The sequence below is a fragment of the Streptomyces sp. NPDC016677 genome, from assembly GCF_055562815.1.
This window is the reverse complement of record NZ_JBVHEO010000029.1, coordinates 1-18819: the sequence shown is the minus strand read 5'-3', so window position 1 is coordinate 18819 and position 18819 is coordinate 1. Positions and strand designations below refer to the sequence as shown.

At 72.9% G+C, this 18819-nt stretch carries 20 protein-coding genes; 10 read left to right on the top strand and 10 right to left on the bottom strand.

Annotation, left to right across the window (positions count from 1 at the left end):
- Positions 1–351 precede the first annotated feature (351 nt).
- Positions 352–777 carry a universal stress protein gene (locus tag ACZ3IG_RS35935; RefSeq protein WP_467437442.1) on the top strand — a complete coding sequence of 142 codons (426 nt, stop codon included), beginning with the start codon at positions 352–354 and terminating at the stop codon, positions 775–777.
- A gap of 312 nt (positions 778–1089) precedes the next feature.
- Here the strand turns inward: ACZ3IG_RS35935 and ACZ3IG_RS35930 are convergent, their stop codons facing one another.
- Both ACZ3IG_RS35930 and ACZ3IG_RS35925 read right to left on the bottom strand, forming a co-directional pair.
- Positions 1090–1551 (bottom strand): SsgA family sporulation/cell division regulator, encoded by a 462-nt coding sequence (locus ACZ3IG_RS35930; protein ID WP_467437441.1) that lies wholly within the window; start codon positions 1549–1551, stop codon positions 1090–1092.
- On the bottom strand, positions 1548–1901 hold the full coding sequence (locus ACZ3IG_RS35925; RefSeq protein ID WP_467437440.1) for an SsgA family sporulation/cell division regulator: 354 nt from the start codon (positions 1899–1901) through the stop codon (positions 1548–1550). Before ACZ3IG_RS35925 ends, ACZ3IG_RS35930 begins: the two co-directional genes overlap by 4 nt.
- A 365-nt stretch (positions 1902–2266) precedes the next feature.
- On the opposite strand from ACZ3IG_RS35925, the gene ACZ3IG_RS35920 reads away from it, so the two are divergent.
- From ACZ3IG_RS35920 to ACZ3IG_RS35895, 6 genes are all read left to right on the top strand, one after another.
- Positions 2267–3589 (top strand): PucR family transcriptional regulator, encoded by a 1323-nt coding sequence (locus tag ACZ3IG_RS35920; RefSeq protein WP_467437439.1) that lies wholly within the window; start codon positions 2267–2269, stop codon positions 3587–3589.
- A gap of 136 nt (positions 3590–3725) precedes the next feature.
- Positions 3726–4577: an alpha/beta fold hydrolase gene (locus ACZ3IG_RS35915; RefSeq protein ID WP_467437437.1), complete on the top strand. Its 852-nt coding sequence runs from the start codon at positions 3726–3728 to the stop codon at positions 4575–4577.
- A gap of 338 nt (positions 4578–4915) precedes the next feature.
- Positions 4916–5566 carry a helix-turn-helix transcriptional regulator gene (locus ACZ3IG_RS35910; protein WP_467437436.1) on the top strand — a complete coding sequence of 217 codons (651 nt, stop codon included), beginning with the start codon at positions 4916–4918 and terminating at the stop codon, positions 5564–5566.
- Between the two features lie 281 nt (positions 5567–5847).
- Positions 5848–6567: an alpha/beta fold hydrolase gene (locus ACZ3IG_RS35905; RefSeq protein WP_467437434.1), complete on the top strand. Its 720-nt coding sequence runs from the start codon at positions 5848–5850 to the stop codon at positions 6565–6567.
- 255 nt (positions 6568–6822) lie between these two features.
- Positions 6823–7473 carry a LuxR C-terminal-related transcriptional regulator gene (locus ACZ3IG_RS35900; protein ID WP_467437433.1) on the top strand — a complete coding sequence of 217 codons (651 nt, stop codon included), beginning with the start codon at positions 6823–6825 and terminating at the stop codon, positions 7471–7473.
- Complete coding sequence (locus tag ACZ3IG_RS35895; RefSeq protein ID WP_467437432.1) at positions 7470–8705, top strand: cytochrome P450 family protein; 1236 nt, start codon at positions 7470–7472, stop codon at positions 8703–8705. The genes ACZ3IG_RS35900 and ACZ3IG_RS35895 overlap by 4 nt, the downstream gene beginning before the upstream one ends.
- A gap of 34 nt (positions 8706–8739) precedes the next feature.
- On the opposite strand, the gene ACZ3IG_RS35890 is transcribed toward ACZ3IG_RS35895, so the two are convergent.
- From ACZ3IG_RS35890 to ACZ3IG_RS35880, 3 genes are all read right to left on the bottom strand, one after another.
- Entirely contained in the window at positions 8740–9693 is a 954-nt protein-coding gene (locus ACZ3IG_RS35890; RefSeq protein ID WP_467437431.1) for an AraC-like ligand-binding domain-containing protein, read from the bottom strand.
- Between the two features lie 152 nt (positions 9694–9845).
- Entirely contained in the window at positions 9846–12134 is a 2289-nt protein-coding gene (locus tag ACZ3IG_RS35885) for an ATP-binding protein (RefSeq protein ID WP_467437430.1), read from the bottom strand.
- Between the two features lie 152 nt (positions 12135–12286).
- On the bottom strand, positions 12287–12751 hold the full coding sequence (locus tag ACZ3IG_RS35880; RefSeq protein WP_467437429.1) for a DUF5709 domain-containing protein: 465 nt from the start codon (positions 12749–12751) through the stop codon (positions 12287–12289).
- A 692-nt stretch (positions 12752–13443) separates the two neighbouring features.
- Here ACZ3IG_RS35880 and ACZ3IG_RS35875 point away from each other — a divergent pair.
- Positions 13444–14295 (top strand): alpha/beta fold hydrolase, encoded by an 852-nt coding sequence (locus ACZ3IG_RS35875; protein WP_467437428.1) that lies wholly within the window; start codon positions 13444–13446, stop codon positions 14293–14295.
- Positions 14296–14473: 178 nt separating this feature from the next.
- On the top strand, positions 14474–14611 hold the full coding sequence (locus tag ACZ3IG_RS35870; protein ID WP_467437426.1) for a hypothetical protein: 138 nt from the start codon (positions 14474–14476) through the stop codon (positions 14609–14611).
- A 67-nt stretch (positions 14612–14678) separates the two neighbouring features.
- On the opposite strand, the gene ACZ3IG_RS35865 is transcribed toward ACZ3IG_RS35870, so the two are convergent.
- The gene (locus ACZ3IG_RS35865; RefSeq protein ID WP_467437425.1) at positions 14679–15185 is read right to left on the bottom strand and encodes a MaoC family dehydratase; all 507 of its coding nucleotides are present in this window, start codon (positions 15183–15185) and stop codon (positions 14679–14681) included.
- Between the two features lie 62 nt (positions 15186–15247).
- Complete coding sequence (locus ACZ3IG_RS35860) at positions 15248–16222, bottom strand: SMP-30/gluconolactonase/LRE family protein (RefSeq protein WP_467437424.1); 975 nt, start codon at positions 16220–16222, stop codon at positions 15248–15250.
- A 325-nt stretch (positions 16223–16547) separates the two neighbouring features.
- Here ACZ3IG_RS35860 and ACZ3IG_RS35855 point away from each other — a divergent pair, with 325 nt between their 5' ends.
- A complete protein-coding gene (locus tag ACZ3IG_RS35855; protein WP_467437422.1) occupies positions 16548–16814 on the top strand; it encodes a WhiB family transcriptional regulator in 267 nt (88 codons plus the stop codon).
- Positions 16815–16891: 77 nt separating this feature from the next.
- Here the strand turns inward: ACZ3IG_RS35855 and ACZ3IG_RS35850 are convergent, their stop codons facing one another.
- The 3 genes from ACZ3IG_RS35850 to ACZ3IG_RS35840 all read right to left on the bottom strand — a co-directional run.
- Positions 16892–17617 (bottom strand): alpha/beta fold hydrolase, encoded by a 726-nt coding sequence (locus ACZ3IG_RS35850; RefSeq protein ID WP_467437421.1) that lies wholly within the window; start codon positions 17615–17617, stop codon positions 16892–16894.
- A 318-nt stretch (positions 17618–17935) separates the two neighbouring features.
- Positions 17936–18286: a UBP-type zinc finger domain-containing protein gene (locus ACZ3IG_RS35845; protein ID WP_467437420.1), complete on the bottom strand. Its 351-nt coding sequence runs from the start codon at positions 18284–18286 to the stop codon at positions 17936–17938.
- A gap of 228 nt (positions 18287–18514) precedes the next feature.
- Positions 18515–18819 (bottom strand): alpha/beta hydrolase fold domain-containing protein (locus tag ACZ3IG_RS35840; protein WP_467437418.1); only part of this gene is annotated, 305 nt, incomplete at its 5' end.

Here is an 18819-nt window from a genome sequence, read left to right as displayed (position 1 = left end):
TGGCGACCATGGCCTTGATGCGCTCCCGCTCGGTCGGCGTACGGCCCGTGGTCGGGTCCGGCGTGACGTCGCCGACGGTGAAGATGCCGAACTGCGTGCTGGGATATTCGTTCTTGTTCCGGGTCACCATGAATTCCTTGAGGGAGAGGGCGGAGGCCGAAGCCGGGCCGGCGGTGTCGTCGGCACGCCGAAGGCTAATTTCCGGTGACCGGACATCTTGTCGCGGAACGCACGGAGTCTTGACCAGGGGAGCACCCTGTCCGGCAGTCGCCCGCGCGAGTGGTGCCGACGGGCGTTGACTGGCTGGACAGAGCTTGATCGAGCTCGACTTCGACGAAAAAGGAAAAGGCAATGTTCCAGCGCATTCTCGTCGCCGTGGATTCCGGGCCGGGCCGTCACTCCGCCCTGCGTCTGGCAGGTGACATGGCCCGGCTCACCGGGGCCACGGTCCGGGTGCTGCACGTGGCCACCGCCGCGGCGACGCTCGCCGCCGTGGTCTCCCTGGAGGACGACACGGAGGCCAAGGCCGTCCTCGACGAGGCCGTCACCGGGCTGCGTGACACGGGTGTCGACGCCGAGGGCACGGTCGCGCACGCCCTGACCACGCAGGTGGCCACCACGATCTCCGCCGCCGCCGAGGAATGGCAGGCCGACCTGGTCGTCCTCAGCCCTCACCACCGCGGCGCGCTGGAGGCCCTCATCCACCCCCGCGTCAGCGACATCGTCGCCCACAGCAGCCGTACCGCCGTGCTCCTGGCACCCGAGGACCGCCCGTAGCGGTGACGACCGGAACCCTGATGCCGTCGGCTCCGTGAAGGACGATCCGGAACCGGACGAGGCGGCACCACGACGGTGACCGGGCCCGGCATGTCGCCGTGCCCGGTCACCAAGTCCGGTCGCTCCGTGCTGTCATCCCCCGTCATCCTGCCCGTCGTCGGGGCCGGTCGTCGGGTCCGGTGCTCCTGTCCGGTCACCGTGTCCGGCGGCCCTTGCCCGGTCGACGTCGCAGCCGGCCGGGTGCCGGGACACAGCGGCGTGCGGCCGGGTGACCCGGCGCGGGACGGCCCCGCCCGGAAGCGTTCCCGGCGGTCACCCGCCGAGCACGCCCAGCAACCAGGCGTCCCAGTCGCTCCAGTCGCCCTCCTGCCCCGGAGCGACGGTCTCCCAGGTGCGTACGAGCCAGTTCCGCAGCGGCTGCACCGGTAGGTCCAGCAGGAACGCGGCGAGGTCGTCCCGCAGCAGGACGCGGACCTCCTCGCGGCCGTCGCAGCGGCACGGCGGCCAGATGCGTACGTCGCCCTCCCCGGACGGTCTGTGCAGCCCCGCCTGGAGGAGGTCGCGCGCGAAGTGCCACCGCATGCCGTCCGCACCGTCGTCGCCGGGCAGGTCCACCGCCACCGCGAAGGGATCCCAGGGGACGTAGGTGAGGCGCACGGTGACGGCGCGTCGGCCGGCCGCGCCGTTCACGAGGGTGGCCGCGAGGTGCGCCGTGACGTCCTGGCCGCGGGGCGGGACACGGTCGTGCGTGCCGCCGCCGGCGTGCGTGCTCATGCGGGGGACGCCTCCGAGGTGGGGAAGCGGCCGCCGGGTGCCGCCGGGGCGGCGCTGTCGCGCAGGTACCGCTCGACGTCCCGCAGCGGCAGCGCGACCGACGCGGCGGCGGCGTCCCGCCGCAGGGTGATGTGGACCATGCGCGGATGGGTGACGGGTCTCGTCCGCACCGTGACCCCGTCCAGCCGGGCCGGCCGGCGCAGCCCGTCGGCCAGCAGCGCGCGGCTCAGGGACCAGGTGACGGAACGCGCTCCGGGAGCGCTCAACGACAGCAGCACGGCGTCGGGGGCGGCGGCGGCACCGCGCAAGGTGGCCGACAGTACGACGGGCACCTCGCCCGGGAGACGCACGTAAGCCGGAAGCGTGCACATGACAGTACGGGGGCGCTGGTCCATTTCCCTCTCGGAACACTCGGTCTGATCGATCGGCGGGCACGACGGAGCGTAGGTCCGTCCCGGCCGTCCGAGGTGACGCTGGACGCACGGATCGTTGCGTGAGGAGGCACTCACCGCCGGCGCCGCGTACCCACCGCCCCTACCGGCTCCCCGACGCGGGACTTGCCGTTGCGTGCACGGATCCTGTCCGACAGTGCACTCATCCCGGCCGGATGCCGACGACGGAGCACCGGGATCACCGAGGCTTACCTCGCACTGTAGAAAGTGAAGGGTCCCGCTTCCACTGCCTGTAGGAAGGAAGGGACCGGGGAAGGAACGACATGGCGGACGACCGGGGACGGGCACACGTGGGCAGCGAGGTGCTGCTGGGGCTCTTGGAGGAACTGGCCGGAAGGCTCCGGCGTTCCGTGGTGCTGGACGACCCGCTGGTCCGCCTGATCCACTCCAGCCGGCACTTCGACGACGCCGATCCGGTGCGTGTGCGCAGCCTGTTGCAGGGGCGCGCGGACGACGAGATCATCCGGTTCGTCCTCGGCCAGGGCGTCACGCAGTGGCCGAAGCCCGGATACATCGAAGCCTGTGCCGACCTGGGGCTGCAGAGCCGCTACTGCGTGCCGTTGCGGGAACGCGGGCACCTGCTCGGCCTGCTCATGGTCCTGTCGCCCGGCAAGGACCTGACGGCCGACGAGAGGGCCGACATCGACAAGACGGCGCGGCTCGTCGCCACCCAGATGTACGCGGAACAGCTCGCGGGCCGCGCCGAGGAGACGGAGGCACAGGAGCGGCTTCTGGCCCTGGTGAGCGCGAGCCCCACCGCGCGTGCCGCCGCCGGGCACCACTTCCCGGCCTCCGTCGGCGCCGCGGACGTCCAGCACGCGCGGGTCAGCGTCCTCCAGGTGACCCGTACGCATGAACCGCCGGGGCAGGTGGAGACCGCGTTGCGCGGGGCCCTGGAGACGGTCCGCCGCAGCCGGTGGGTCCGGGACGCCGTCGCCGTCACCTCCGAGCGGGCCGTGCTGCTCCAGTTCGGCGAGCGGCCGCCGGAGCCGGAGGCACTGCGCAACCAGTCCCGCGGCATCCTCGAAGCACTCGGCACCTTCCTCGGCCCCGACGCCGACCCCGTCCTCGGGGTCGGCGGTTCCCAGCCGGGCGTGGCCGACGCCTGGGTCTCCTACGAGCAGGCGCTCGTCGGGGTCCGCGCCGCACGCCGGCTGCCGCACCTGGGCCGGATCGGCCACTGGGAGGAACTGGGGGAGTACGGAGTACTGCTGCAACTGCCGGACCGGGTACTGAACCCCGCCCTGCTGCCGCAGGCCCTGCGCACCCTCCTCGCCGCCCCCGGCGGCCCCCGCCTGGTGGAGACGCTCAGCACCTTCCTGGAGCACGCCGGGTCGGTGCCGCGGACCTCGGAGGCCCTGCAGATCCACCGCACCTCCCTGTACTACCGGTTGCGGCAGGTGCAGGAGATCACCGGACTCGACCTCGACAACGGCGCCGATCGTCTGGTCCTCCACCTCGGCCTGCGCCTGCACGGCCTCCTCCAGCCGGAGGGAAACGGCCCCGGAGACCGAGCGGACGGCGCCGCACCCGAGCCCGGACCGGCCCGGTCGCGGCGGACCACCGGCCCCGCTGCTACAGAGTGACGTGGTTTTCGCGAGCCGATCCCTACGGAGCGCGGTGGTGCCCCCCGGACCCGGCGGATCACACTGAGCGTGCGGCACCGGCCACCGCTCGAACGGCGGTCGGACCGAACGTGCCGCGGGCGAACGGAGCAGAGAAGTGGGAGCGACCATGGGCGAGCTGACGACGAGCGACGGAGTGCGGCTGACCTACCGGGACAGCGGCGGCGACGGCGTTCCGCTGCTCATGCTGCACGGCTGGGGACAGACGCAGGAGATGTTCCGTCACCAGGCGTCCGGCCTCGGCTCCGGCCGGCGGGTCGTCACCCTGGACCTGCGGGGCCACGGCACCTCGGAGAAACCCCACCACGGCTACCGCATCGCCCGGCTGGCCCGGGACGTCCTCGACCTGGTCGACCACCTGGAGCTGGCACGTTTCGACGCACTGGGCTGGTCGATGGGCGTGTCCGTGTGGTGGAGTTTCATCGACCAGTGGGGGACCGGCCGGATCCGCCGGTTCGTCGCTGTGGACCAGCCCGCCGCCGTGGCGGCCGTGCCCTGGATGAGCGTCGAGGAACAGCGTGACTGCGGCGCCATCTTCGACGTGGCCGGCCTGCTGGACCTGGCCGCGGGCCTGGCCGGGCCGGACGGTGAACACGTGCGCTGGCAGTTCGTGCGCGGTATGTTCTCCGGCACCCCGGACCCGGACCTGCTCGCCTTCGTCGCCGAGCAGATCAGGTCCACCCCGCCGTACGCCGGCGTCCCCCTGCTCTTCGACCACTGCGCGCAGGACTGGCGGGACGTCCTGCCCCGCGTGGACGTGCCGACCCTGGTGATCGCCTGCGACGGAAGCCATGTCGCCCCGGCCTCGCAGCGTTACATAGCCGACCGCGTCCGCGGAGCGCGGCTGCACGTCTTCCCCGCCACCGTGGCCAGCAGCCATTTCCCCTTCCTGGAGAGTCCCGCAGCGTTCAACGCGGTGGTCGACGCCTTCCTGTCCGAACAGCCGTAATACCCGCTCCCTTCTTTCCTTCCCTCATCTCTCCCTGCTTTGCCTTGCCCCTCTTTCCCCGCCCTTTTCGCGACCGCGACGAGGCGCGACACACACACGACAGCACCGACGACGGCGCGACTGGAGTTCACATGACCGGATCGGTCATTTCACGCATGCCCGAAAACCCGGCGCAGTACCCTCATCAGGTCTCCCGGGGTGCCGACTCCGGCAACTGCAGGACACTTCCCTGGACTTCGCGGGACGGAGACGACGCCTTTCTGTATCTCGGACTGACATGCCGGTCGCGGGACGCGGATACCGGCGAGGACTCGCACTCCTCCCTCGACCTCGGTGACATGGTCCTGCTCGACGCCCCGCACCACCTGCTGCTCGCCCGCGACCCGAGGTTCACCTTCTTCCGCGTCCCCTGCTCGCAGCTCGGCATGGAGCCCGCGGAGCTGCGGCACCTGTCACAGCTCCGGGTCGACGCGGTCGGCGGGATACCGGGGCTGATCGCCGGTTTCCTCGACACCCTGACCAACGAGAGCGAACTGCGGGACTCGGCGACCGGCAGACGGCTGGCGCTCAACGCCGTCGATCTCATCGCGCTGCTCGTGGCCGACCTGCTGGAGCCCCACCGGTCGGCCGTGTCCGACGTCGGCAACGACCTCGTGGCCAGGATCCGGTCCCACATCGAGGAGAACCTCATGGACCCGGACCTGTCCCCCGACTCCATCGCCCGGGCCCACCACATCTCCGTCCGGTACCTGCACAAGCTGTTCCACACCGGCGGTACGACCGTGGGCACCTATGTACGGCAGCGCAGGCTGGCCGCCTGCCGCCTCGACCTCGGGCGTGCACGAAACCGCCGGCGCACGGTCGCGGCCGTCGCGCAGACCTGGGGTTTCGCCAACCCCTCCCACTTCAGCCGGCTGTTCCGCCAGACCTATGGCCTGTCGCCCACCCAATGGCAGGTGTCGGCCTCCGGCGCGCCCCAGGACGGCTGAGCCCCACCGGGTGCGCTGTGGTGCCAGCGGTGGTGCGCGGGTGCGTCGTCCGTGTCCCGGCGCGTGCGTAGCCTGGGCCGACGGGCTCGCGGGCGCCGCACCCCGGACCCCGCCGAGCGCGTTCACGTGACCGTCTCCCCGCCGCGTGCCCCGAGCAGAGCACCGGCCTGCCCGTGCCCGGCGTCCTGTGCGAGGCCCACGCAGCCGAAGCCGCCCCCCACCCAGGCCGTCACCGTCCCGCGCACCGCGCTCGGACCGGTCTGAGAAAGAACAGGCCCGCCATGTCCTCTGCCTCACCCACCGTGGTCCTCGTGCACGGGGCCTTCGCCGACGCGGCGAGCTGGCTCGGCGTCATCGACGACCTGCAGCGCTCCGGCCTGTCCGTCGTCGCGGTGGCGAACCCGTTGCGCGGCCTGGCCGCCGACGCCGCGTACGTGGCCTCCCGCGTCGCCCAGCTCAGCGGCCCCGTCGTGCTGGTGGGCCACTCCTACGCCGGTGCGGTCATCACCGTGGCCGGGACCGCGGGGAACGTCGTCGGACTCGTCTACGTGGCCGCCTACGCCCCGGAGGAAGGAGAGAGCCTCGACGCGCTGCAGGACCGCTTCGCTCCCTCCGCCCTGGCGGACCACCTGCAACGGTGGACCTACCCGGTCGGTGGCGGGGGCACGGCCACCGAACTGAGCGTGGCCGCGGAGGCGTTCAGCGAGATGGTGGCAGGTGATGTCTCCCCGGTCGTCGCGCGTGTGCTGGCCACCACCCAACGGCCGCTCGCCGCATCGGCGTTCACCGAGAAGCCCGCGACGGCCGCCTGGCGCACCAAGCCCTCCTGGGCCCTCGTGGCCGGCGCCGACCGGGCGATCAACCCCGAGGTGGTGCGGTTCGGTGCCGCACGGGCCGGCGCGACGACGGTCGAACTGGACGGCGCCTCGCACGCCGTGGCGGTCTCCCGGCCGACGGCCGTGGCCGAGCTGATCCGTGAGGCGGTCCGGGGCACGAGCTGACACACCGTACGGCGACCACGGTGCGCCGCGCTCCGCCCGCCCCGGCGAGCGGTACGCCGTCGCCGCCCAGCGCTCCCGGGATGGCGCTGCCTGCCAGTGCACTGCTGTTGCTTGATAGGGCATGGACAGGCGGGAACGAGGAGGGCGTGTTCCGCGGACTGTGATGATCAGTCATGTGCGGCCTGACCCCACGAGCGGACGGTGCCCCTACCCGCCGCTGCTCAGGCCGTCGCAACGCTCTCGACAAGGAGTGCCATGCCTGAGCATCCCCATGAACCCCATGCCGTGCCGGCGGTCGTCGTGCAGGCCGACGACCTCCTCACGCGTGACGGCACGGCCGCCTTCCTGACGGGGGACGACCGCGTCAAACTGGTGTCGTCCGGCGAACTGGCCGACGCCGACATCCTGGTGATGCTCACCGCGGCGGTGAGCGGCAAGACGCTCTCCGCGATGAGTCGCGCCAACCAGGCATCCGGCGGACGCGTCCGGGTCGTGCTGGTCGCGGACCACATCACGGAGCAGCAGATGGCACTCGCGGTCAACCACGGCCTGGCCAGCTTCCTGGTGCGGCCGTACACCAGCTTCAGCCAGATCCTCACCGCCACGGTCGAGGCCCACCACGGCCGGTCGACCGTTCCCCCGATGCTGATGAAGATGCTGCTGGACCGCATGCGCACCATGCAGAAGAGCGACTCGCCGGCCGGGCTGCTGCCCGTCGAGCTGGCGCAGCGCGAGGTCGAGGTGCTCCGGCTGCTGGCCGAAGGGAGGGACACGGTCGAGATCGCCCACACGCTCAGCTACTCGGAGCGCCTGATCAAGAGCGTCATCCAGAGCGTGATCAAACGGCTGGGGCTGCGCAACCGCACCCACGCCGTCGCCTACGCCATCCGCATGGGCATCCTGTGACCGGCGACGCCGGCGTGGCAGGAGGCCCGCAGACGGCGGCCGAGCCCATCGATCTGGCCGCGCTGGGCGAGGAGTTCCTCCGCGACCCCTACCCCTTCTACGCGCGGCTGCGCTCGCGCGGCCCGGTGCACCGGGTGCGCGTTCCCGAGGGCGCCGAGGTCTGGCTCGTCGTCGGGTACGAGGCGGCACGGGCCGCGCTCGCCGATCCCCGGCTGGCCAAGTCGTGGGACCGGGCCGCGCCCGCGCTCTCCTTCGTCCGGCCGGCCGCCGGCCCCAACATGCTCAACACGGACCCGCCCGACCACGGGCGGCTGCGCAAGCTCGTCGCACGGGAATTCACCCCGCGCCGCGTCGAACGGCTCGGGCCGCGGATCGAGGAGATCACCACCGGGCTGCTCGACGCGATGGCGGCGCGCGCGGACGGGCGCGCCGATCTCGTCGAGGCGCTGTCCTTCCCACTGTCCATGGTGGTGATCTGCGAACTGCTCGGGGTGCCCGCGCTGGACCGGGCCGCGTTCCGCTCCTGGACCACCGACGTGTTCTCCCACCCCGACCCGGCGGCACGCGCGACGGCGAGCCGGGAGACGCGCGGTTACCTGGAACGCCTGCTGGACGACAAGCGCCGCGAGCCCGGCGACGACCTGATGAGCGCGCTGATCCGCACCGCCGACGACGACGGCGACCGGCTCAGCCCCGAGGAACTCCTGGGCACCGCCTGGCTGCTGCTGGTGGCCGGGCACGAGACCACCGCCAATCTGATCTCGGCCGGCGTCCTGGCCCTGCTGCGTCATCCCGCTCAGCTCCGCGCACTCCGCGCCGACCCGGGCCTCATCGACGACGCGGTCGAGGAGATGCTGCGGTACGACGGGCCGGTGGAGGCGGCGACGTTCCGCTTCACCACCGAAGCCGTCGACATCGGCGGCACCGTCGTCCCCGGCGGCGGGGAACCGGTCCTGGTGGTCGTCGCGGACGCCGGCCGGGACCCGGCGCGCTTCCCGGAACCCGACCGCTTCGACATCCGCCGCCCCGCCCGGGGACACCTCGCCTTCGGCCACGGCATCCACTACTGCCTCGGCGCCCCCCTCGCCCGGCTGGAGGCGCGCACGGCCATCAGTGAACTGCTGCGGCGCTTCCCCCGCCTCGACCTGGACATCGACCCCGCGGCCCTGTCCTGGCGCGCGGGCATGCTGGTGCACGGGCCGCGCTCGCTGCCGCTGCGGTGGACACGCTGACGGAGCGGACCGGACAACGGGCACCGGCCGGGCTTCAGGACGCGTGCAGTTCCCACCAGGCGAGCGGCGAGTGGCCGAACGTCTCGCGGAAGGCGCGGCTGAAGTGCGGCGGGCTGACGAAACCCCACCGCCTGGCCACGGCGGAGACCACCGGCACGGCGCCTTTCGCAGCGGCCAGTTCCCGGGCGCTCTCCTCCAGCCGGCGCTGCCGGATGAGCCGGCTCACGGTGATGCCCTCCGCCTCGAAGACGCGGTGCAGGTACCGGACGGAGATGTGGTGTTGCGCCGCGACGGTCTTCGGCGACAGCCGGGAGTCCCCGAGGTGGAGGTCGATGTACGCGCGCACGCGCGCCGCCAGCGCGTTGTGCTCGCCGTCCCGCTCCGCGGCGCCGGCCGGCCCGCGCTCGGCCACCAGGGTGGTGAAGAGGTCGACGACATGACCGGCCAGCCGGCCCGCGACGGCGGCGGAGTACATGTGCGTCGAGGTGACCAGGGTCGCCAGGAAGGGCACCAGCAGCGCGCCGGTCCCTTCCGCCGTGTCGATGACCGTGCCGGACAGCCGGTCGATCCGGTCGGCGGGCAGTCCCAGGTTCCGGCGGGGGATGTGCAGGATGCGGGCGGCGAACCGTTCCGGGTAGTCCACGGAGTACGGGCGGGCCGTGTCGTAGACGATCATCTGGCGTTCGCCGACCGTGGCACGCCGCCCGTCCTGGACGAAGTGCGCCGTCCCCCGCATCTGTATGCCGACGGCCACCAGTTCCTCGCCGGAGCGCGCGATGTGTGCCCTGGTACGGGTGGTGCGCTGGGCGTCGGCCTCGACGGCGGAGAGCCTGAGGTACCCCAGGCGGTCGGAGGCGATCCGGCCGGCGAACCGGCGGTCGTTCTGCGGCATGACGCTCATCGGGACCAGGGCGCTGCTGACGACTGTGCGCCAGTAGTCGAGCTTGTCCTGGTCCGGAACGGCATCCGTCGTCAGTAGCGGACTCACTCGACTCTCCTTCTCCCCCTCACAGCGCGGACCCGGGCCTCGGTGCGCCCAGCCAATCAGGGCACACCGTCCGGCTCCAGGCAGAACCAGAGGCAGAACCAGAGGCAGAACAGGAGACGGAACAGGAGGCAGAAGGCTGACGGGGGTGGCCCTCAGAGCATGGGCGGGCCGAGGGCGGCCAGCCGTTCCCGGGCGGTGGCGACGTGTGCAGGGTCGGCGTCGGTGCCGAGGGAGAGGACGCGCCGCAGGGCCTCGCGGGCGCGTTCGGTTCTGCCGGTGGCCAGCAGCGCTTCGCCGAGCCCGGTCAGGTAACGGCTCTCCAGGGCCGTGTTGCCGCCCTTCCGGCAGATGCCGACGGTGATCTCCAGGTGGGCGACGGCCTCCTCCCACCGGCCGAGCCGGCTGTAGCTGCGGCCGATGCCCTCGTGGGCGCCGAGCCGGGTCAGCTCGGCGATGTGCGGTTCGAGGCGTTCCTCGCTCTCCTCCAGCCGGTCCAGCAGTTCCCGGTAGATCACGACGGCCTCTTCGTCGCGGTGCTGCTGGGTCAGGATGCGGGCCCGGTTGTGGAAGGTCTGCAGGAAGCCGTGGAGGTCACCGGCGGCCTCGAACAGGCGGGCAGCGCGCTCGTTGTGGGCGATGGCCTGTTCCGGCTGGTCCAGGAGGTTGTGGGCCCAGGCGCCGTACATGTGGGCCCAGGCCTGCTGGGGCAGGTCGCCCGCGCGTTCCGCGGCGGCCAGGGCCTGCGCGGACCGGGCGAGGCTGTCGTGGTACCGGCTCTCGCAGACGAGCAGCGCCCAGGCGTGGTAGTTGAGCTGGGTGGCTTCGAGCAGGGGGTCGCCCAGGGCCCGCGCGGCGTCGACGGCGGTGGCGAAGACCTCGGGCCAGTGTCCCCAGAAGATCCACTGGTCCGAGAACCAGTGCAGCGATTCGGCGACCTCGACCACCGTGGCGTGCTCGCCCGCCGCAGCGGCGGCGTGGAAGGCCGCCAGCCAGTTGATCCCCTCGTCCTGCAGCCACTCCCGCGCGCGCTCGGCACTGGACAGGTCGACCGTCCCCTGCCAGGAGGCGGGCGGGGCCCCGTGACCGGGTTCGTACCAGCGGCCGGCGACGACGGTGGTCTCCAGCAGCCACCGGTGCATGGCCGCGCGGGCGGCCTCGGCAGCGCCGGGTTCCTCCTCCGCCGCCAGCAGGCTCCGTGCGTACAGGCACAGCAGATCGTGCAGCCGGTAGCGGTCCCGGTCGGTGCCGAGCAGCCCGGCCTCGACCAGTTCCTCCAGGGTGTCCTCCGCGTCGAACAGGCCCTGGCCGGTCAGGACGGCGGCGCAGGCGGCGCTGAGGTCCGGGCCGGCGACCAGGGCGAGCCGCCGGAACATGCGGGCCGTACCGGGAGAGAGCTGCCGGTAGGACAGGTCGAAGGCGGCCGCCACCCGGACGTCCCCGGCGGACAGCACGTCGAGTCGCCGCTCCTCCTGCGCCAGCCGGTCGGCCAGGCGGCGTACCGTCCAGCCGGTGCGGGTGGCCAGCCAGTTGCCCGCCACCCGCAGTGCCAGCGGCAGGTGCCCGCAGCGCCGGGCGACCTCCGCGAGGGCGTCCGGGTCGGCCGCCGCGCGGTCGGCCCCGACGAGCGAGGAGAGGAACGCGGCCGCCTCCTCGGCGCTCAGCTCGCCGAGCGGCAGCCGGCGCACGCTGTCCAGTCCCGTCAGCATCCGCCTGCTGGTCACCAGGACCATTCCCGCGCCGGCGCCCGGCAGCAGCGGGCGGACCTGGGCCTCGTCGCGCACGTTGTCCAGGACCAGCAGACAGCGCCGCTCGGCCAGTACGTGCCGGTACAGGTCGGGATGGCGCCGTGGTCCGGCCTCCAGGAGATCCCGGTCGGAGACGCCCAGCGCCTTGAGGACGGTGAGCATCAGCTCGTCCGGTGCCGGTGGAGTCCCGTCCGTGCCCCGCGCGTCCACCACCAGCTGTCCGTCCGGGAACCGGTCCGCCAGCCGGTGCGCCGCGTGCAGCGCGAGGGTGGTCTTGCCCGTGCCGGGGGGTCCCGAGACGGTCACCACGACCGGGGGTCCGTCCGGGCCGCCGGACGCGGCCCCGGTGCTCCGCGCGGCGGCCTGGTCGGCATAGGCGGCCAGCCGCGCCAGTTCCTCCCCGCGGCCGACGAAGTCGTCGACGCCCCGGGGCAGGGCCCGCAGTCCCGGCCGGGCGGACACCGGGGTGCGCCCGCCGCGCGCGGACGCGAACAGGCGTTCCCGTTCCGTGTCGTCCAGGCGCAGGCCGTCGGCGAGGGCGGCGACCGTACGGCGCTGGGGAGCCGTCCGCCGTCCCCGTTCGAGGTCCCCGATGCCCCGGACGCTCACCCCGGACGCCTCCGACAGGCCCTCGATCGTCAGTGACGTGGCCAGCCGCAGCTCACGCAACAGGGCCCCGAAAGCTTCCCCTCCCATGACCGACCCCCGGTTCTCCTGTTGGCTGGACTCCTCGTGAGCATGAACGGCCGATCATACGAGGCTCAGGAAAAGCACAGGTCAAGTCGGTGGGCGGGGGCCCGCCGCACCCGCGACCGTCACCGGTGCCACGGGACGCCGGTGACGGGGCGTCAGTACTGCTCCGGACCGGGCACCACGTGCATCGCCGCTTCCTCCGCCGACGCCCCGGCTCCGTCCAGCCCCCTGTCGGACGCGAACAGGTCCGACTCGGTGTTCGTCCGGCTGCCCTCGTCCGGCGCGACCAGCCGTCCCGCCCGCGCGTCCCCGACCTCGTCGTCGATCAACTCGCCGTCCGTGTCCCAGAGGTCGCCGAGCCCGTCGCCCTCGGGAACCCGGATGTCGGGCACCTCCTCCGCGAGGCGCTCGTCCAGACTCTCCCCCCGGCGCCGCTCCGACACCGTGACACCGGTGTGCTCCACGCCCCAGGGCCTTTCCGGGGGCGAGTAGCCCTCGTCCAGGGCCTCCGAGCCGGCCCGGTAGTCCAGGGTGTCCGACGCGTCCAGCAGACCGGCGTCGTCGCGCACCTCGGACCCGTCCGGCTGGTAGACCTCGTCACCCGTCATCTCGGCAGTCATGCCCGTTTCCTCGTCGTCCGGGCAGGGCGGTGGCTGTCGCCCCGCCCCGCGTCCTGGTTCCTGGTCCCTCGTTCCGCACCGACGCCCCCCCCGGGTCGCGGTGCCAGCCCATGGAACCCGTACGCCGGCCCGGCCGCCACGGCCGACCGGGAAACCGTGCGCTCCCGGACCAGGACAGGGCGCTGGGCGCGCGGCTTTCCCCGGGGCGGGCGGGCCGGGTACGGCGGCCCGGCACGAGGGCCCGTCCTCCGGCAGGGAGCCGCCGCGCGCCGCTCCCGCCCGGCGCAGCGCTCAGAGGCAAGCGTCAGGGCGCAGGCAGGCAAGTGCCGCTCCCGCTCGCCGGTAAGTTGATGCGCGCATCCCCGCCTCCGGTCCCGGTGAACGAGGCGGGACAGAACCTACGAGCGGCGTCCGCCGGTGCGTCGAGTGGTGCCGCGGTCCTTCCCGCACCGTTCGAGCGCGGCCGGCGCGCGGCGTGCGCCGGCCGCCCAGGCGCCCGACACCCGTGACGCCCGTGACGCCCGACACCTGCGACGCCCGACACCCGTGACGCCCTTCCCCAGCGGGGCGTGGCCGGCGTCGAGGAAGCCGTGAGACCACCGCCGGGACACCGCAGAGACCACCACCGCCGAAACAGACCCGGCCCCTCGGACGATCCCGTCCACCGGGCCGCCACGAGCAGGAAGTCCACGATGAACACACCGATCTCACGCCGCACCATGACCGCGTCCATGGTGGCCGGCGCCACCGCCCTCGGAACCGCCGGCTTCGCCCAGGCCGCCCCGTCACCGACGCCGGCCGCGGACCGGACGTCCGCCGCCCGGCCGGCCCTTCCCACCGTCGTGCTGGTGCACGGCGCCTTCGTGGACGCCTCCAGCTGGAGTCCCGTGGTCCGGCGGCTGCTGCGCCAGGGCCACCGCGTCGTCGTCCCGCCGAACCCCCTGCGCGGGGTGGCGGCCGACGCCGCCCACATCCGCAGTGTCGTGGACAGCGTCGACGGTCCCGTCCTGCTCGCGGGCCACTCCTACGGCGGATCCGTCATCAGCCGTGCCGCGGTCGGGTCCGCCCAGGTCAAGGGGCTCGTCTATGTCGCGGCGTTCGTCCCCGACGTGGGCGAGAGCGCCGCGGAGCTGAGCGGCAGGTACCCGGGGAGTTCCCTGGCCGACACCACCGTCAGCCAAACGTACCCGCTGACCGGCGGGGGCACCGGCGACGAACTGGTCATCCGGCAGGACCTGTTCCGCCACCAGTTCGCGGCCGGGGTGCCGCGCGCCACCGCGGACACCATGGCCGCGGGGCAGCGTCCGATCACGGTCGCGGCACTGAACGAGAAGGCCACGGCGGCGGCCTGGAAGACGCTGCCCACCTGGTACCTGATCGCCACCGAGGACCGCAACATCCCGCCGCGGGCACAGCGCTGGATGGCCACGCGCGCCAAGGCCCGCACCGTCGCCGTCCACGCCCCGCACGCCGTCACCGTGAGCGACCCGCGTGCCGTGGCCGACCTCCTCGACAAGGCCGCGCGCACCTGCGCCGGCCGCTGACCGCCACCCGGAGGACACGGGACGGCGAGGCGCACGCCCACGGCGCCCTCCTCGTCGTCCCGCCGCCGTACGGGCCCACGACCCGGGAAGACCGAAATCCGCTGCCGCTGCCGCTGCCGCTGCTCGCAGCGAAGCTGAGCCCCCATCACTCGATCGCCCAGGAAGGCGATCCCCAGGAGTGGGCCAGGGCACAGCCGGGCAGCGAGGAATGGAGAAGCGGCGGCTCGTCACCGCGCTGCTGACGGGCCGCCGCCGGAAGGGCGCGGTGGTCCAGGAATACGTCGCCCCGCAGTCCACCCCGTGGGTACGGGCCTGACCCGAGGCACGTTCCCCGGACACGGCAACGGCCCGTACCGAGCACGGTACGGGCCGTTGCCGTCGTGTCACCCGCGCCGCAGCAGGTACTTGTGCCGGCCCGACAGCACCAGCTCGCCGCGCTGGTTGTGGACGGTCGCCGCGGTGGTCACGACGCCCTGGTCGCCGTCCGGGTCCAGGGCGGTGACGGTGAGCGCCGGATACAGGGTGTCACCGGAGTGCACCTCTTTCAGGAAGGTGCAGGACAGTTCGAGGAAGCTGATGAACACCTCGCCGATGAAGTGCGGGAACAGAGTGGCGCCCGGCGCGGTGAACGCGAGCACCTGCAGGCCGTGGACGACCGGCGCGGAGTGCCCGTGCCGGCGGGCCCACTCCGCGTCGTAGTGCACCGGGTGGTTGTCGGCGGAGACCGTCTGGAAGGCCGCCGCGTGCGCGTCGGTGAGGGTGCGGCTGGGCGCGCGGAACACCTCGCCGACCCGCAGGTCCTCGAAACTCCTCGCCGGGACCACCAGGAACGAGTCGGGGTCGAACGGCTCCCGCGCGTCGGCGGCCGGCACGGCGGCGTGCTCACTCATCAGGCTCTCCTCAGGGTCGGCGGGTGTGGTGGGTGGGTGCGCTGTGTGGTGCCGGTACGCGTTCACTTGCGCGGGGCGACGCGGGCGGCCAGGAGATTGGGGTCCTCGTCGGTGAAGTAGGCGCCGCTGGCGACATAGGCGGTGGTGCCGCGCACGGCGAGCGAGGTCGGGTTCTCGATGCCGTCGGCACCGGTCAGCGCGGTGGTGTGGGTGCCGTCCGGGCGGACCAGGGCCACCTCGTTGTCCGCGTTGATCGCGGCGAGGAGGGTGTCCCCGCGTCCGGTGAACGCGAAGTCGTCGATGCCGGCGAGGTCCTCGGCGCGGGTCTCGGCCGGGCCGGCCGCTCCCCGTCGGGTGACCGGGATACGGAGCACGGTGCCCCGGTCCAGGTTGGAGACCCAGACCGCGCCGGCGCGCACCTTGACGCCGTTGGCACCGAGGAAGCCGTCGGCCGCCAGCTCGGGCGCGGTGCTCCACCGGACGGGGGTGCCGCCGGTCACGGGGACCCGCCAGACGGTGCCGAGGACCGAGTCGGCCACGTACAGCCGGTGTTCCTCGCGGTCCAGGGCGAGGCCGTTGGGCAGGGACCCGGCGGGGAGGGCGGCGATGCGGTGCGGGGTGCCGCCGGGACGCAGCCGCCACACGCCGGTCAGGTCGTCGCTGCCGGTCGCGTAGACGAAGTACAGCGTTCCGTCGCCGGTACGGACGACACCCCCGAGGAACGGCTGGGTGAGTGCCGGAGTGACGGAGCCGGCCGGCGGCTCGGGCAGGGTGGCGAGGACACGTACCGTGCCGTCGCGGCCGATCCGGGCGAGCTGCCGGTTGTAGGCGAAGGTGACGACGGCACTGCCCCCGGGCTCCAGGGTGATGTTCTCCGGGCGCTGCCCGTCGGTGATGTCCAGGTGGGCGACGAAGCGCACGTCGGGCCGCGGGGCCGCGCCGGCCGTGGCCACCGGGCCCACGGCGGTCACGGCGAGGGCCGCCGCCACCGCTGAGGCCAGCAGGCCGGTACGCGTACGGGGCAGGTGATTCGGCATCGGTCTTCTGTCCTTCATCGTTTTTCGGGCGGGCGGGAGAACGCCGCGCGCCGTATGGGTCGGATGCCCCAATGAAAGGCGATGCGGATCCACGCGGTTGACTCTCGGCGCACCGCGCGCAGTACACGCGCGCACCGTCCACCGCCGGTCCTCGTACCGGGTTCGTGCAGGGACAAGAACTCGTGCGTGCACGGCGTTTCGAGCCGTCCCGCCAGGCTTTACCGTCGCCGTGACGGGACTTCCGCGAAAAGGACGGCCGGTTTTCCGGGCCGTACCGGCTGTGAAGGACTTCGCGGAGCGGCCGGCAGAGGGAAAGGAAAGACCTATGAGAACCCGGACCAGGCCACTGCTGACGGAGTGGGAGTGGCAGGCCGAAGCCGCGTGCCGCGGCATGGACAGCGCGCTTTTCTTCTCGCCGCCGGGGGAGAGGGGCCGGGAACGCGGCCGGCGCGAGGAGGCGGCCCGCGCGATCTGCCGTGACTGCCCGGTGAGCGGCCCCTGCGGCCGCTTCGCGCGGGCGTCGCGGCAGTACTACGGCACGTGGGGCGGACAGACCGAGACCGAACGGCGCTCCTCGGCGTCCGAGGGGTGAAAGCGGACCCGGCTCCCGCGGGCACGGTGTGACAGCGCGCCCCCGGGAGCCGGGTCAGGACGGACAGCGGGAAGACGTTACTCCGACGTCGCCTCGACGGCCTGCTCGATGAGCGCGACGACACGCCCGGGGTGGGCGAGCATGACGAGGTGGGAGGAGTCGACCTCGACCGTGGTCATGCCGGCGCGCTGGTAACCGAACCGCTCGACGTCGGGGTTGATGGTGCGGTCGGAGGAGGAGACCAGACCCCAGGACGGCTTGGTCTTCCAGGCGGCGGCGGGAGCGGCGTCGGCGAAGGCCTGCGCGGCGAGCGGGCGCTGCGAGACCGCGAGCACCCTGGCGAGGTCCTGGTCGACGTCCGCGGCGAAGATCGCCGGGAACTTGTCCACCTCCACCGACACGTCGGTGCCCGGGGTGTCCGAGCCCTCGACGGGGAACGGGGTGTAGACCAGGGCTGCCGCCAGGTCGGAGTCGGGGAAGCGGCCCTGCAGTTCACCGAGGCTCTCGCCGACCTCCAGGGCGTAGCCGGAGAGGTAGACCAGGGCCTTGACGTTGTCCTCCACACCGGCGACCGTGATGACGGCGCCGCCGTAGGAGTGGCCCACCAGGATCACCGGGCCCTCGATCTGCCGGACGACCGAGGCGATGTACGCCGCGTCACCGATCAGACTGCGGTTGGGAACGGCCGGCGCGACGACCTTCAGGCCGCGCTTCAGCAGTTCGGGAATGACACTCGCGTAGCTGGAGGCATCGGCGAACGCGCCGTGCACCAGAACAACGGTCGGCGTTTCGGAACGGGACATGGCAGGGCTCGTTTCTCTTGTACGTGGAAAAAGGGAGGATGCTTCGGATACGACGTCCCAGTGGGGGGCGCCTCGAAAGGCCGGCGACTTCTCTCTCCGTGAGTTGTCGGAAGAACGTGGCCGGACACCGGCCGGATACCGTCGTGTACGGCAGGGAAAGGCCGGGGAGAAGCCGCGGGCACGGATCAGCCTAGAGCCGTTCGGCAGCCGGACTTGTTCCTTGAGCGCCCTGGCCGTTGTCCGTGCGCGCTCTTCTCCGTCCCTGACCGTCCTCGGGCCGACGCACGGCGGCACGCGCGGTGCCGCCGACGGGCCGGATCAGCCCAGACGGTCGGCCCAGTCGGCCGGCACTCGTCCCGCCGGTCCCGGGACCGGCTGGTCGGCCGGGTGGCTGTGCGGTGGCGCCAGGCGCGGTCCCGTCTCGTACAGGGTGGACGTCTCGTAGTCCCAGAACCAGTTCTCGCCGGGTTCGAAGCTCTGGATGAACGGGTGACCGCTGGTCCGGGCGTGCAGGGTCGCGTGCCGGGAAGGGGAATCGTCGCAGCAGCCGACGTGACCGCAGCTCGCGCAGCGTCGCAGATGGAGCCACCAGCCACCGATGGTCTCGCACTCGGCGCAACCGGGGCCGCTGGGCGGGACGTCGGGGGAGATGCCGTCGGGTGTCGTCACTGGGTCTCCATGTGCGGTGGGCCGAAGGAGGCGGTGAGCGCCTTGCGGTGCGCGCGGACGCCGGTCACCCGGGCTCCGGGGCGGGGCGACCGCACGGGCTCCGGGGGAGGACCGCACGGGCTCCGGGATGCGGTGACGCCGAAGGCGGCCGGCCAACAGGGCCCGGCCGCCTTCGGTACGTGCGTCGTCCGCTGTGCTCGGGGCGTCCCGCGACGGAGGCGCCCGGGGTCAGCGGGTGTGCAGCGCGGAGTGCAGGGTGCGGGTCGCGATGGTGATGGCGGCTTCGGCACCGTGGGTCTCGCGCAGGGCGTTGAGCATGACGAAGTCGTGGATGACCCCCTCGACACGGAGGGCGGTGACGGGTACGCCGGCGGTGCGGAGCTTGGCCGCGTAGGCCTCGCCCTCGTCGCGCAGGACGTCGGCCTCGGCGGTGATGACCAGGGCCGGGGGCAGGCCGGTGAGCTGTTCGGTGGTGGCGCGCAGCGGGGAGGCGGTGATCTGGGCGCGTTCGGTCTCGTCGGTCGTGTACTGGT

What these genes read in the sequence shown, in the direction of transcription:
- ACZ3IG_RS35935 (WP_467437442.1), top strand. Translation starts at nt 352, where the DNA reads ATGTTCCAGCGCATTCTCGTCGCCGTGGATTCCGGGCCGGGCCGTCAC.
- ACZ3IG_RS35930 (WP_467437441.1), bottom strand. Translation starts at nt 1,551, where the DNA reads ATGAGCACGCACGCCGGCGGCGGCACGCACGACCGTGTCCCGCCCCGC.
- ACZ3IG_RS35920 (WP_467437439.1), top strand. Translation starts at nt 2,267, where the DNA reads ATGGCGGACGACCGGGGACGGGCACACGTGGGCAGCGAGGTGCTGCTG.
- ACZ3IG_RS35910 (WP_467437436.1), top strand. Translation starts at nt 4,916, where the DNA reads ATGGTCCTGCTCGACGCCCCGCACCACCTGCTGCTCGCCCGCGACCCG.
- ACZ3IG_RS35905 (WP_467437434.1), top strand. Translation starts at nt 5,848, where the DNA reads ATGTCCTCTGCCTCACCCACCGTGGTCCTCGTGCACGGGGCCTTCGCC.
- ACZ3IG_RS35900 (WP_467437433.1), top strand. Translation starts at nt 6,823, where the DNA reads ATGCCTGAGCATCCCCATGAACCCCATGCCGTGCCGGCGGTCGTCGTG.
- ACZ3IG_RS35885 (WP_467437430.1), bottom strand. Translation starts at nt 12,134, where the DNA reads ATGGGAGGGGAAGCTTTCGGGGCCCTGTTGCGTGAGCTGCGGCTGGCC.
- ACZ3IG_RS35880 (WP_467437429.1), bottom strand. Translation starts at nt 12,751, where the DNA reads ATGACTGCCGAGATGACGGGTGACGAGGTCTACCAGCCGGACGGGTCC.
- ACZ3IG_RS35875 (WP_467437428.1), top strand. Translation starts at nt 13,444, where the DNA reads ATGAACACACCGATCTCACGCCGCACCATGACCGCGTCCATGGTGGCC.
- ACZ3IG_RS35865 (WP_467437425.1), bottom strand. Translation starts at nt 15,185, where the DNA reads ATGAGTGAGCACGCCGCCGTGCCGGCCGCCGACGCGCGGGAGCCGTTC.
- ACZ3IG_RS35860 (WP_467437424.1), bottom strand. Translation starts at nt 16,222, where the DNA reads ATGCCGAATCACCTGCCCCGTACGCGTACCGGCCTGCTGGCCTCAGCG.
- ACZ3IG_RS35855 (WP_467437422.1), top strand. Translation starts at nt 16,548, where the DNA reads ATGAGAACCCGGACCAGGCCACTGCTGACGGAGTGGGAGTGGCAGGCC.
- ACZ3IG_RS35850 (WP_467437421.1), bottom strand. Translation starts at nt 17,617, where the DNA reads ATGTCCCGTTCCGAAACGCCGACCGTTGTTCTGGTGCACGGCGCGTTC.